This is a genomic window from Flavobacterium pectinovorum, assembly GCF_900142715.1.
Lineage (GTDB): Bacteria > Bacteroidota > Bacteroidia > Flavobacteriales > Flavobacteriaceae > Flavobacterium > Flavobacterium pectinovorum.
The window spans coordinates 431,943-445,613 of the sequence record NZ_FRBX01000002.1 but is presented as its reverse complement, the minus strand read 5'-3'; the positions used below and the strand labels follow the sequence as shown (position 1 = coordinate 445,613).

Below are 13,671 nucleotides of genomic sequence, written 5' to 3'. Positions count from 1 at the left end.
TACTCTATATTCCAAAATGACCTAAAATTGAAACTAACTACACTACTTATTTTGGTCGCCATGTTTAATATTCGAGGAAATACTTATGCCCAAAAAACAAAAGTAACCCTTGAATTAAACAATTCAACAATCGAAAAGGTTATTGAGACCATAGAACAAAAAACAGATTTCAGGTTTATTTACAAATTAAATGACATTGATCTTGATCGTGTGATTTCGATTTCGGTAAAAAACCAGCCCATTGATATTGTTTTAAATAAACTTTTTAGAGGAACTTCAACCGAATTTAAAGTTCGCGACACACAAATTATACTGAAAAAACCGGAACTGAGAACCGAAACTATTCGCGATGAAAAAGAAACAGTTTCAGGAATAATTACCGATGAAAATGGTCTGCCATTGCCGGGTGCTTCTGTTATCGAAGAAGGAACTAAAAACGGAATGGTAACTGATTTTGACGGAAAATATAAACTTACCGTTGAAAGCTCTGCCTCTGTAATTGTGGTAACTTTTATTGGTTACAAAGAGAAAAAAGTTACGGCAAGCCAAAGCAATATCAACATTCAATTATTTCCGGATGCTACAAACTTACAGGAAATTGTTGTGGTTGGTTATGGAACTACAGCCAGAAAAGATGTTACTGGGGCAGTTTCTTCAATAGCTGCAAAAGACATGAATCAGGGTGCAATTGTAAATCCGTTATCGTTGATTTCAGGAAAAGCTGCGGGTGTAAATATTACGCAAATTGGTAATGAGCCGGGTTCAGGACCAAGCGTTCGTATTCGTGGTATTTCTTCTTTAATTGGAGGAAATGATCCGCTTGTTGTTGTTGACGGAATTCAGGGAAACATGGATTTACTAAATCAGGTTCCGCCAAGTGAAATTGAAAGTATCGATGTTCTAAAAGATGCTTCGGCTACAGCAGTTTACGGTTCCAGAGGTGCGCCTGGAGTTATCATTGTAACGACTAAAAAAAATAAAGCAGGAAAAACAACTATGGAATATATTGGATATACTTCTATCGATTTTATTCCGAAAAAACTAGAAATGCTGAACGCAAACCAATGGTGGGAAACTGCTCAAAGCGTTGGTGTTCCTGCATCTGCAAATCACGGTTCTGATACAGATTGGTACGGTCTTTTGACTCAAACCGGAATCACACAAACGCACACGCTTTCGTTTGGCGGAGGAACTGATAAATTCAATTACAGAGCTTCAATAACAGCAATTATGCAGGATGGCGTTGTAATTAATTCTAGTAATCAAAAATATATTGGCCGCGTTCAGGCAACGCAATTGGCACTTGATGACAAATTAAAACTGACTTTTAATTTAAATACAGGCGTAAATAATGTTACAGGAAGTATTGCTAAAATTGGTGCGGTTTCTTATCAGTCAAACTTAATTACAAATTCATTATTGGCCAGACCAACAGATCCGGTTTATAATACTGATGGATCTTATTTTACTGATTCAACCGTATTTCAATACTTAAACCCTTATGCAGCTGCACAATCGGTAAAAAATGAAAGACAGGAAGATAATTTATTTGGAAGTTTAAAAGCAGATTTAGATTTAGGCAAAGGATTCTCTGCGAACTGGTTTGGAAGCTGGAGAAAAACAAATTCAACACAGGGATATTTTTTGCCTTTATCATCTACAGAAGCTTTTGCTGTTGAACAAAAAGGTTATGCTAATATTGAAAATAAGAGACAAAATGAAAAACTAACCAATTTAAGTCTTACTTATAAAAAAACTTTCGGGGTTCATAGTTTTAACGCGTTGGCTTTATACGAATGGCAAAGCCAGACTTATCAGGGAAATTTTGCTCAGGCAAGAGGATTTATAAGCGATGAGGCGACTTACAATGCGCTTCAGTTTGGTGATTTGTCTAAAGTAAGACCATCAGATATTAGATCATATAAAAACGACAGATCTTTAGTTTCTTATTTAGGAAGATTAAATTACGCTTTATTAGACCGTTATTTACTTACAGCAAGTATCAGACGAGACGGTTCATCTGTATTTGGCACAAACAACAAATGGGGAAATTTCCCTTCAGCATCTGTGGCGTGGCAAATCAACAAAGAGTCATTTATGCTGAATCAAACTTTATTTAATGAATTAAAATTACGTGTAGGATATGGAGAAACCGGTAATCAGCAAGGTCTTTATCCGCAAACTTCATTGCCATTAGTAGATAGTGCAGGAAACACTTATTTTGGTGGAGCGCTTATTACCAATTTTGGAATTTCTCAAAACGCAAATGCCGATTTGAAATGGGAAACCAAAAAACAAACTAATATCGGACTTGATTTTTCTCTTTTAGACGGCAGATTAAGAGGTAGCGTAGATGTTTACGATTCCAGAACAGATAATTTACTATTCAATTATACGGTACCTCAGCCTCCTTTTCCATTCAAAGAAATTAAAGCAAACGTAGGAAGTATTTCAAACAAAGGTTTGGAGATTGCCCTTGGCTACGATGTGATCAGAACTGAAAACAGCACACTGACATTAGCCGGAAACGTTTCTTTCATGAAAAATGAAGTACTTAATTTAAGCGGAAGTATTAACGGTATTCCTTTAAATACTGATTATGTGGGCTGGGGAGCGGCAAACTCTTACCTAGTTCAGGGAAAACCTGTTGGCGCGTTTTATATTTTAGAGCATACCGGCGTAAACGACAATGGTGTTGAAACAGTTTCAGATCGTGACGGAAACGGTTTAATCGATCAGGGAGTAAAAAGTCCGGATCGTTATTATGCAGGTTCGGCATTGCCAACGTACACTTTTGCATTTAATCCATCTTACCGTTACAAAAACTTCGATGCTTCAATGTTAGTTAGAGGTTCCGGAGGAAATAAAATTTACAACGCGCTTAATCAAAACTTAAGTATGCTGGAAAATACAGGTAAGTCAAACATTTTAGAAAGTGCTGTCGACAAAGGAATTCATTCTTCTCCATACGGATCTGATGTATGGTTAGAAGACGGTTCATTTGTACGTTTAGAAAATCTTACGGCAGGCTATACTTTCCGCTTTACTGATAAATATATAGACAATGTTCGACTTTCTCTTACAGGAAACAATTTACTGCTAATTACAGATTATACAGGCGTTGACCCTGAATTGAACATCAGCGGAAGTGGTGATCCTAATGATAATTTTGGTGGAGACCGCGGAATTTATCCGCGTACCAGAAGTGTTGCATTTGGTTTGACTGTAAAATTTAAATAGTAAAAGAAATGAAAATTAAAAATATACTAATAGCAGGAAGCGCATGTTTCCTAACTCTTTTTAGCTGTACAGATATCAACGAAAACATATACGACAAATATCAGCCAGACAGCTTTTACGGAACTCCGGAAGGGGCAGATATTGCTCTTGCCAGCGTTTATGCAGAAATTCCGGGTGACTTTCAGCGTAATAATGTACCGGGTGTTGGTTACGCCGGAGCAGATAACGGCTGGTACGACATGAACTGTATGTCATCAGACGAGCAGGTAATTCCGCATAGAAATACCGGTGACTGGCAACAGGATTTTGCCCGTTTACACAAACACGAATGGCTGCCAACAGATTTCATTATTAACAATACGTGGAACTGGTTGTACAAATCTATTTTTAACGCCAATTTAGCCATTCAATTATTAGAAAAATCAGATGCCGAAGCTTCAAAAATTGCCGAAGCAAAAGTATTGCGTGCCTTCTTTTATTATTTATTGATTGATGATTTCGGAAATGTTCCTTTTTATACGGATAATAATATTACAGTTGATAAAATTCCGCAATCAAGCCGTAAGGAAGTTTATGATTTTATTGTAAAAGAAATTACTGAGAACGTAGACTTGCTTTCTATTACAAAAGGAGGAAATTATTACGGAAGATTTAATAGATGGGCGGGTTATACTTTATTGGCAAAAGTCTATCTGAATGCAGAAGTTTATACCGGAGAATCAAAATGGAACGAATGTTTAGCCGCTTGTAATAAAGTTAGCGAAGGCGGGTATAGTCTTCACTCTGGTGCAGCAAACGACGCTAGTCCGCTAGGAAATAAATATTACGAATTGTTTGGAGATGTACTTCCGGATGATGAAACCATTCTGCCAATTTACGCAACGCTTGATGTCGTTTCCCGTAATATTTATGCAACTCGTAGTTTGTACGGTCCACATGGTAAAAGTTTATTTGGATATGATGGCTGGAACGGGACTATTGTGCCTAAAGAATTCTTCCTGAAATATGATGCAAACGATATTCGAATCAAACAATTTTTAGTAGGAGAACAACCGGGCGGATTTAATTACACGCTTGATGTTGCTTCTTTAGACAATCCCGGAGCTGCGCCTCAGGCAGGTGTTCGTAATATTAAATTTTATCCTGCAGCACCAAGATCCGGTGGAGGAGCTTCAAATGACTTCCCAATTTTTAGATATGCCGATGTAATTTTAATGAAAGCCGAGTGCCATGTTCGTTTAGGAAACGCCGGTGCCGCAAAACCTTTTATTGACGAAATCAGACTTCGTGCAGGTTTAAACGAATTAGCCGCAAACCCAACTTTGGACGATGTTTATAACGAAAGAGGATTTGAGTTAAACTGGGAAGGTCACAGAAGACAAGACATGATTCGTTTTGATAAATTTTTATTGGCAAGCGAGTTCAGACCAGCCTCTCCGGCTTATAGAAAATTGTTCCCAATTCCAACATCTGCTTTAGATGCCAACAGAGGATTAAAACAAAACCCTGGTTACTAAAAACAAAACTATCATGAAAAAATATATAAATAAATTACTCCTGTTGGGCGGCTTGCTGTTTTTAGGCACTTCCTGCGAAACCGATGGTCAATTAACAACTTTAAAAGCGACAAGTTTTCCTTCTTCATTTGAAGTTTCATCAAGCGAAATTGTACTTACTGAAGAGACTGCAGACGATCAGGCTTTGCTTGTTTCGTGGCCGGCAGTTACTTTTCCAATTGCTGCACCCGTTACTTACGCCATACAATTTGATTTAGTAAATGATATCAGCGGAAGTCAGGCATGGCAAAAAGCAAAACGAATTGTTGTGGGCGAAGATGTTTTGAGCAAATCATTCCTTGACAGAGATTTAAACAAAATCGCAACAGATTTAGGACTTCCTATAAATGTTCCGGGACAATTAGCGGTTCGTATAGAAGCTACAATGGATCGCAAAATCTATTCAAATACGACTACAATAACGGTGACACCTTATGAAAAAAGTGTTGTTTTTGGCGAAATTTATATGCCGGGTGCTTATCAGGGTGACTGGAATGTAGACACGGCATTGGCTTTGCCGGAAATTTCAAAAGGCATTTATCAGGGATATGTAACCGTTTTACCGGATTATGGTCCTGTATTTAAATTAAATACAGGCAGAAACTGGGAACAATTTTACGGTGCAGGTGCTACAAATAATGACCTGAAAAACATGAGTACTACTGATTTTGCACTTCCGGGAGAAGGTTCTTATCAGGTAAAAGTAAATTTAAATACTTTAAAATGGAGCTCAATTGTATATTCATGGGGAGTTGTTGGTGACGGAACACCGGGAGGCTGGGGAACCAGTACACCAATGAACTACGATTACCAGACAAAAACATGGAAAATAACAGTCGATTTAATACTCGGAAACGTAAAATTCAGGCTAAATAATGACTGGACAATTAACTACGGTTCTAAAAACAATACAGATTTTGTTGCTTATCTTGATAACTCAGGAGCGCATTATATTGCTGAAGCCGGCAGTTATGAAATTACATTTAAGATAAACGATGTTGATCCGCTTGGTCTTGGATATCCTGCAGAAGCAAATTATACAATCACAAAAAAATAACAAAAAGTTAGTTTGGTTTGAGTTGTACCTGTCTTTCCTTTTGAAAGGCAGGTTACTTTAAATCATTTTTAATGCTTAAAATTCAGAAAATATGAAATTTAATATAAAAATCATCCATACACTACTGCTTACACTTGCGTTTGTTTCTTGTAGTTCATCAGATGATAACAATACAAATACAGAACCTGCCTATCCGCAATTTGGGGCTTCATTTGAAAAAATGCCAAAGAAAGAAGACGCCATCATTTATCAGGTAAATATTCGTGCTTTTAGCGAAGCCGGAACTTTAAAAGGAGTTCAGGACAGATTGACCCAAATTCAGGAATTGGGGGCAAATGTTATTTATTTAATGCCTATTTATCCTGTTGGAAAAGAAAGAGCTTCAGGAGAATTAGGTTCGCCTTATGCCGTAAAAGATTATAAAGCTGTAAATCCGGATTTTGGAACTTTGCAGGATCTTCAGACTTTGGTTGAAGAAGCGCACAAAAAAAACATGGCTGTAGTGCTGGACTGGGTGGCCAATCATACTGCATGGGATAACGCCTGGATTACACAACATCCGGACTGGTATCAAAAAAATGAAAAAGGCGAAATTATAATGCCGCCGGGAACAAATTATGCTGATGTAGCACAATTGGATTTCAATAATACCGAAATGAAAAACGCAATGATCGACGCAATGTCGTATTGGGTTTACACGGCAAATGTAGACGGTTTTAGATGCGATTATGCCGATTTTGTTCCGCAAGGTTTTTGGACAGATGCCATTACAAAACTAAGAAGCATCAAACCAAATCAAACTATTTTAATGTTGGCCGAAGGTTCTAAGGTAAGCCATTTCGTTTCTGGTTTTGACTATACATTTGGTTTCAATTTCTTTAGCACATTAGAAAAAGTTTTTAAAGAAAATAAATCTGCTACTACAATGCAGGATTCTAATGCTACAGAATATGCCAATAATTACAATTCATCAAACAGAGTTGTACGTTACACAACCAATCATGACGTAAATCTTTCAGATGGAACACCACTAGAGCTTTTTGGAGGTAAAAAAGGATCTGTGGCAGCATTTGTTGTGGCAGCATATTTAAAATCTGTTCCGATGATCTACAACGGTCAGGAAATTGGGTATGCGCAAAGACTGAATTATTTCGCGCGCACCCCTATCAATTGGTCTGTTGCAGATACAGAAATGCTTGCTGAATACAAAAAGATAATCGCCTTTAGAAATACAAGCAATGCTATTAAAAAAGGAACTTTTACAGGATATAGCAGCGATGCCGTAAGTGCTTTTACAATGGTAAACGATACTGAAAAAGTGCTGGTACTTTCTAATTTAACCAATAATGCTGTAAAATATTTGGTTCCGTCTGCTTTAAAAGCAACATGGAAAGATGCTTTCACAGGAACAACTGTAACCGTTAGTGCAGAAATAACATTAGAACCTTTTCAATATTTAGTATTGAAAAACTAAGATAAAAGCACTTTAATAAATTAGATTTGCAAAAAACTAAATAAAACATGAATTTTCAATCCCACAAATCATTGCTTCAAATTCGTTTAGGCAAAAAAATCGCGTTGTGTTTTATTGTCTGTGCCAATTCCTTATGGATTCACGCGCAGGAAATAACTTCGCCAAACAAAAATATTTCCTTAAAATTTGAATTAAAAGAAGGCGGAGTTCCGTCTTACCAATTATCATACAAACAAAAAGCAGTTATAAAGCCAAGTTCTTTGGGTTTAGAACTTCAAAATTTGCCTTCGTTTATGGATGGTTTTACCATCACAAATACAGCACAATCCTCTGTTGATGATTCTTGGAATCCTGTTTTAGGTGAAGAAAAAACAATACGCAATAACTATAACGAATTGGTTGTGACTTTGGCTCAGGCTAAAAACAATAACAGATATATTAGAATTCGTTTCCGTTTATTCAACGACGGATTAGGTTTTAGATATGAATTTCCAAAGCAAAATGATTTGAGTTATTTTGTTATAAAAGAAGAACGTTCTGAATTTAATCTGGCTGGAAATCATAAAATTTTCTGGATCCCGGGAGATTATGATACCAATGAATATGCGTATACAACTTCGAAAATTTCTGAAGTTCCTTCGTTGATGAAAAAAGCGACGATCGAAATCAATTCGCAATGGCCGATAAAAGAATTATCAGTGCAAACGCCAACTATGATGAAATCTGACGACGGTTTATATATCAATATTCACGAAGCAGGATTAATCAATTATCCGGCAATGTATCTTGAAGTTGATGCTGTAAACAACAAAATGAAAAGTCATTTGGCGCCAGATGCTGTTGGAGCAAAAGGATATATGCAAACCGATGCGCAATCGCCTTGGAGAACCATTGTGGTAAGCGATAAAGCAACTGAGATTTTAGCATCCAAATTAATTCTGAACCTCAACGAACCAACAAGCTACAAAGATGTTTCGTGGATAAAACCGGTAAAATACATCGGGATTTGGTGGGAATATTTCGTTGCCGGAAAAAGTACATGGGCTTTCGGAAAAGAAAACAACGTAAAATTAACCGATGATTTCACGAAGCTTACGCCGAATGGAAAACATGGAGCCACAACAGAACGCGCAAAAGAATACATTGATTTTGCTTCTAAAAATGGTTTTGATGCAATCCTTATTGAAGGATGGAACATTGGTTGGGAAGACTGGATTGGAAACTGGAAAGAAGAAGTTTTTGATTACGTAACCGCTTATCCTGATTTTGATGTAAAAGCTGTTCACGCCTACGCTGCTTCAAAAGGAGTGAAAATTATCATGCACCACGAAACTTCAGGATCTGCAACCAATTACGAGCGTCGTTTAGATCGTGCTTTTCAATTTATGAATGACAACGGTTATGATGCTGTAAAAACAGGTTATGTAGGGAAAATTATTCCGCGTGGCGAACACCATGACGGACAATGGATGGTCAATCATTACATTAACGTAGCCAAACGTGCCGCCGATTATAAAATTATGATTGACAGTCACGAAGCGGTTCGACCAACGGGTTTACACCGAACTTTTCCTAACTGGGTTGCTCAGGAATCTGCGCGCGGAACGGAGTTTGAATCTATGGGAGGTTTAGCACCGGATCACACTACTATTTTACCATTTACCCGTTTAATGGGTGGACCAATGGATTATACTCCGGGAATTTTCCAAACTGATTTATCTTATTACGGAACAGGAAGTTCACAGCGTGTGAATACGACTTTGGTAAAACAATTGGCGTATTATGTTACGATGTATAGTCCGTTGCAAATGGCGGCAGATATTCCGGGGAATTACGAGCGTTTTCCAGATGCATTCCAGTTCATTAAAGATGTTGCTGTAGATTGGGATAACAGTTATGTTTTGGAAGCAGAACCTGGAGATTACATCACAATTGCCCGTAAAGCCAAAGGAAAAGATGCCTGGTTTCTTGGTGGAATTACAGATGAAAATGCCAGAACTGCCAACATTACTTTTGATTATTTACCTGCCGGAAAAAAATTCATAGCCACAATTTATGCCGATGCCAAAGAAGCGAATTGGGATAAAAATCCACAAAAATATACGGTGACTAAAGTTGTTGTAACCTCAAAAACAATTTTAAAACAGTATTTAGCTCCGGGCGGAGGTGTTGCCATCAGCATCAAAGAAGGAAATGCATCAGAATTAAAGGGATTGAAAAAGTTATAAATTACTAAGTTTTTTTGCCACGAATTCACGAATTTTTCAAAATTAAGATTTTAAATAAATGCTTAATTCGTGAATTCGTGGCTAAAAATCTATGCTCTTTTATGGGCGAAAATTAAGAATTATACTACTTGAAAACTATTAACCACAAAATGTTTGTCGAATTAAAAAAACAATGCGAGTGAGAATGAATTTTAGTTAAGATGCCGACAAGCATGCAAAAACCGAAATTATGGAAACTACAATTACCACCAGATTTTTTCATTTCACGAAAACACTAATCTGTTTTCTATTATTATTTGCAAGTTCACTTTACGCTCAGGATCCTCCTCAGTACGGAACACCATTTGCAGGCGTTCCGGATACTCGTGACGTAAACATGTATCAGGTGCATATACGTCCGTTTAGTGCCAACGGAAACTTAGCCGGAGTAACCGCCCGATTAGATAATATAAAAGCACTTGGTACCAATGTTATTTATTTAATGCCCATTTACCCACACGGAACCGATTCCAAAAGTTCGCCTTCACCTTATTGTATCAAAGATTTTAAAGCCGTAGGATCAGAATATGGTTCACTTGCAGATTTAAGGACTTTGGTTGATGGCGCTCACAGCCGAGGAATGGCCGTTATTTTAGATATTGCCATCAACGGAACTTCCTGGGATAATGCATGGACCGTTTCGCATCCTGAGTATTATCTGCGAAGCGGAACAACCATCCAGCAATTAGGAAACTTTTCAGATATAGCCGCTCTGGATCTTAATAGTTCCGCTACAAGAAATGCCATAAAAGATGCCATGCGTTATTGGATTCTGGCAGCAAACGTCGACGGATACCGTTGTGATTATGCTAATAATCCTCCGCTTGATTTCTGGTCAGAAGTTATCGGAAACATCCGTGGAATTTCGTCTCATAAACTATTAATGTTAGCCGAAGGAGACAGACAAGCCAATTTTACGGCAGGTTTTGATATGAATTTTGGCGACAGATGGTTTTGGAATGCCTTAAAAGATGTTGCTGCCGGAGGTCCGGTTTCGCAGCGTTTTCAAACAATAAATGATTACGAATATGCAAATGCAACGGGTTCAAATCAAGCCGTTCGTTATACTGGAAATCATGATACATATACGAATGATAATGGTGTACAAAGGCCTTTTGTAATCTTCAACAATCATAACGGAATTGTGGCAAACTTTTTAGTTTCTGCTTATATGAAAGGCGTTCCGTTTTTAATGAGCGGTCAGGAAATTGATTACGAACCCAAAACAGATTGGCCATGGCAGGGATTCAAATTCAACTGGTCGCAAAACCCAACTGCGGCAGCCGATTTTGCTAAAATTCTAAACTTTAGAACCGCAAGCGCAGCGATCAGACGTGGAGATTTAACGATGTATGCAAACGATGATATCAGTATTTTTACTAAAACATTAGGTACTGAAAAAGTAATCGTAATGTCGAATTTAAGAAATGCTTCAAAATCGTATGTAATTCCGGCTGCATTGGCGGGAACTTATGTAAATCCGTATAACAATAATGCTTCAGTAACTTTAACTGCTGGCGCAACAAGATCGTTTGCCGCTTACGAATATTTGGTTTTAACGAATACAAATGCACCTGTTGTTGCAGTTACAGGAGTTTCTGTAAATCCAACTTCAGCAACGGTTGGTTTAGGATCTACACAACAATTAAATCCAACTATTGCTCCGGCAAATGCAACAAATCAAAACTTAACCTGGACATCGAGCAATACTGCAGTTGCCACAGTAAATGCATCCGGATTGGTTACAGCGGTTTCTGCAGGAACAACAACAATTACAGTAAAAACGGTTGATGGAAATAAAACTGCGACTTCAGCAATAACTGTTGCGGCAATTCCGGTTGCTTCTGTAAGTGTTTCGCCAACAACGGCAAGTTTATATGCCGGAAATACACAACAGCTTTCTGCTACAATTGCTCCGGCAAACGCAACAAACAAAACGTTAACGTGGAGTTCTAGTAATACAGCAATTGCAACTGTAAATTCGTCTGGATTGGTAACTGCAGTTTCTGCGGGAACAGCAACAATTACAACAACAACTCAAGACGGAAATAAAACCGCAACGGCAACTATTACCATAAATCCGAATACTAATTTTACGGTGTATTTCTATAAACCATCAAATTGGGGAACCGCAATTAAAATCTATTATTGGAGTGCTTTACCAACAGGTATTTTGGCAGATGCTTCATGGCCGGGCGTAAACATGACCAATGCCGGAAATGGCTGGTACAGCTACACATTCACGAATGTAACTTCAACTAATTTAATTTTTAATGACGGAACAAGTCAATCTGCAGATTTAAGTCGAAACAAAACAGGTTGGTACATGAATACAACCTGGTATGATTCTAATCCGGGAACAGGTGTCGCGGTAACCAGTGTAAGTTTGAGTCCAACTTCGGTATCTTTAAATGTTGGTGCAACGCAACAATTAACACCCACTGTTTTGCCATCTAATGCCACTAATAAAGCTGTAACTTATAGTTCAAGTAATACAGCTGTGGCAACTGTAAACAGTTCTGGTTTAATTACCGCTGTAGCGAATGGAACAGCAACAATCACCGTTACAACAGTTGATGGAAGTAAAACAAGTACTTGTGCTGTTACGGTTTCAACAACTCCAACAGGAGGAACTTATTACACAATAAAAAACAGGTGGACAGGTGCTTATTTATCTGATTCAGGCGCCAATGTTGGTTACGGAACAACAGTTTCTGGCAACAGTTACAAATGGCAAAAAATTGCAATAGACGCCACTTATTTTGTATTGAAGAATGTAGCAACAGGCGAACTAATTAATATTGAAGGTCAAACTGGAAGTGTTCAGTGTAATATAACGGATACAACATTTTGGAGTGCACAATGGTCAAGCGATTATATCGACGGAACATGGACAAGATTAAGAAATAGATGGCAGTCCGGAAACATTATTCATGTTGAAAACCAAACCGGATCTGCGCAATACGGAAACTCGCAAGATGGCTGGTTTAGCGCACAATGGCAACTAGAACCAACAACTGTTGGAACAGGGAAATCTGCTTTAAAAATTGATGCCGTTTCTGAATCTGAAAAAGTAGTTGCTATTTATCCAAATCCTTCTACAGATAATTTTCAGGTTTTATTACCTGAATTAGAAGCTGGAGATTCGGCTTTAATTACGGTTTCTGACATGAATGGAAGAATTGTTTTAAAAGAAAGACTTTCGGCTTCTGGGCAAATTAATCATCATTTGGCTTCTGGAATTTATATTGTAAATATTAACTCTAAAGATTTGAATGTGAATAAAAAACTGATTGTTAAGTAGGTTTTTTTATACGAATTTCTCGAAATAATATTTGCTTAAAAAGTAAGCCCGAATGAAAATTTCATTCGGGCTTACTTTTTTGTTTGCAATGAATTTCTCTAATTAGCACTAATTTTTTTATGTGTAAACTAAATTTAATTCGTGGGGATTTGTGACCCGAGCGATAGCGAACAGGCGAAGCAAATGCGTGGTAACCTTTTTTTAAAACGAATAATTTAAAGCTACTCCAAAATCATCTTTTGATGTTAATGTATTCCTATTAATAGCAGGTTTAAAAGCTAATTTTTCACTTACATTAAATTGGGATAAAGCAGCGTCAATATTAGCGTCGATTATATTTAAAATATAAAACCCAACAACAAACAAAGCCGATAAATCTCTGTTTCTCTGAAATTGCTTTTGAGCAGTTATTAATTGACTTTCACTTAATCTGGACAAATATTCAGAATCACTTGTGTTTCCTGCAAGTCTGTTTTTGTATTCGTCTCTGTAAATATTATAGTTTTTCTGACTGTCAAAATAAAAATAAGCGCTTGTTCCAATAGCGCCATAAACTAAAGGAAGTTTCCAGTACTTTTTATTATAAATCTGCCCTAAACCCGGAAAAATAGCAGAATAAAATGCTGCTTTGGCTGGACGAAGCGGATCAATGGTTTCAGATTTTAAAGTGTCAACAGCTATAATTTGTGGTTTTTCCTGGGCAAAAATTGAAGTTAATCCAAAAAATAAAAACAAAAGAATAAAGTGGTATTGCATATAAAGTTGGTTTGGAA

At 37.3% G+C, this 13,671-nt stretch carries 7 protein-coding genes; 6 read left to right on the top strand and 1 reads right to left on the bottom strand.

Features of this window, described 5'->3' with window-relative positions:
* The first annotated feature begins 27 nt into the window (after nt 1-27).
* The 6 genes from BUE22_RS08495 (at nt 28) to BUE22_RS08470 (ending at nt 12,898) form a co-directional block, all read left to right on the top strand.
* Nucleotides 28-3,240 carry a TonB-dependent receptor gene (locus BUE22_RS08495; RefSeq protein ID WP_243396776.1) on the top strand — a complete coding sequence of 1,071 codons (3,213 nt, stop codon included), beginning with the start codon at nt 28-30 and terminating at the stop codon, nt 3,238-3,240.
* A gap of 8 nt (nt 3,241-3,248) precedes the next feature.
* Nucleotides 3,249-4,757 carry a RagB/SusD family nutrient uptake outer membrane protein gene (locus tag BUE22_RS08490; RefSeq protein WP_073394577.1) on the top strand — a complete coding sequence of 503 codons (1,509 nt, stop codon included), beginning with the start codon at nt 3,249-3,251 and terminating at the stop codon, nt 4,755-4,757.
* Nucleotides 4,758-4,770: 13 nt separating this feature from the next.
* Complete coding sequence (locus BUE22_RS08485; protein ID WP_073394576.1) at nt 4,771-5,853, top strand: SusE domain-containing protein; 1,083 nt, start codon at nt 4,771-4,773, stop codon at nt 5,851-5,853.
* Nucleotides 5,854-5,944: 91 nt separating this feature from the next.
* A complete protein-coding gene (locus BUE22_RS08480; RefSeq protein ID WP_073394575.1) occupies nt 5,945-7,327 on the top strand; it encodes an alpha-amylase family glycosyl hydrolase in 1,383 nt (460 codons plus the stop codon).
* 47 nt (nt 7,328-7,374) lie between these two features.
* Complete coding sequence (locus BUE22_RS08475; RefSeq protein ID WP_073394574.1) at nt 7,375-9,555, top strand: glycoside hydrolase family 97 protein; 2,181 nt, start codon at nt 7,375-7,377, stop codon at nt 9,553-9,555.
* Nucleotides 9,556-9,784: 229 nt separating this feature from the next.
* The gene (locus tag BUE22_RS08470; RefSeq protein WP_073394573.1) at nt 9,785-12,898 is read left to right on the top strand and encodes an Ig-like domain-containing protein; all 3,114 of its coding nucleotides are present in this window, start codon (nt 9,785-9,787) and stop codon (nt 12,896-12,898) included.
* A gap of 201 nt (nt 12,899-13,099) precedes the next feature.
* Here the strand turns inward: BUE22_RS08470 and BUE22_RS08465 are convergent, their stop codons facing one another.
* Nucleotides 13,100-13,654 carry a DUF5683 domain-containing protein gene (locus tag BUE22_RS08465; protein WP_073394572.1) on the bottom strand — a complete coding sequence of 185 codons (555 nt, stop codon included), beginning with the start codon at nt 13,652-13,654 and terminating at the stop codon, nt 13,100-13,102.
* Nucleotides 13,655-13,671: the final 17 nt, after the last annotated feature.

Bases quoted from the DNA above. Each gene is read 5' to 3' on its own strand.
- BUE22_RS08490 (WP_073394577.1), top strand. From the start codon at position 3,249: ATGAAAATTAAAAATATACTAATAGCAGGAAGCGCATGTTTCCTAACT.
- BUE22_RS08485 (WP_073394576.1), top strand. From the start codon at position 4,771: ATGAAAAAATATATAAATAAATTACTCCTGTTGGGCGGCTTGCTGTTT.
- BUE22_RS08480 (WP_073394575.1), top strand. From the start codon at position 5,945: ATGAAATTTAATATAAAAATCATCCATACACTACTGCTTACACTTGCG.
- BUE22_RS08475 (WP_073394574.1), top strand. From the start codon at position 7,375: ATGAATTTTCAATCCCACAAATCATTGCTTCAAATTCGTTTAGGCAAA.
- BUE22_RS08470 (WP_073394573.1), top strand. From the start codon at position 9,785: ATGGAAACTACAATTACCACCAGATTTTTTCATTTCACGAAAACACTA.
- BUE22_RS08465 (WP_073394572.1), bottom strand. From the start codon at position 13,654: ATGCAATACCACTTTATTCTTTTGTTTTTATTTTTTGGATTAACTTCA.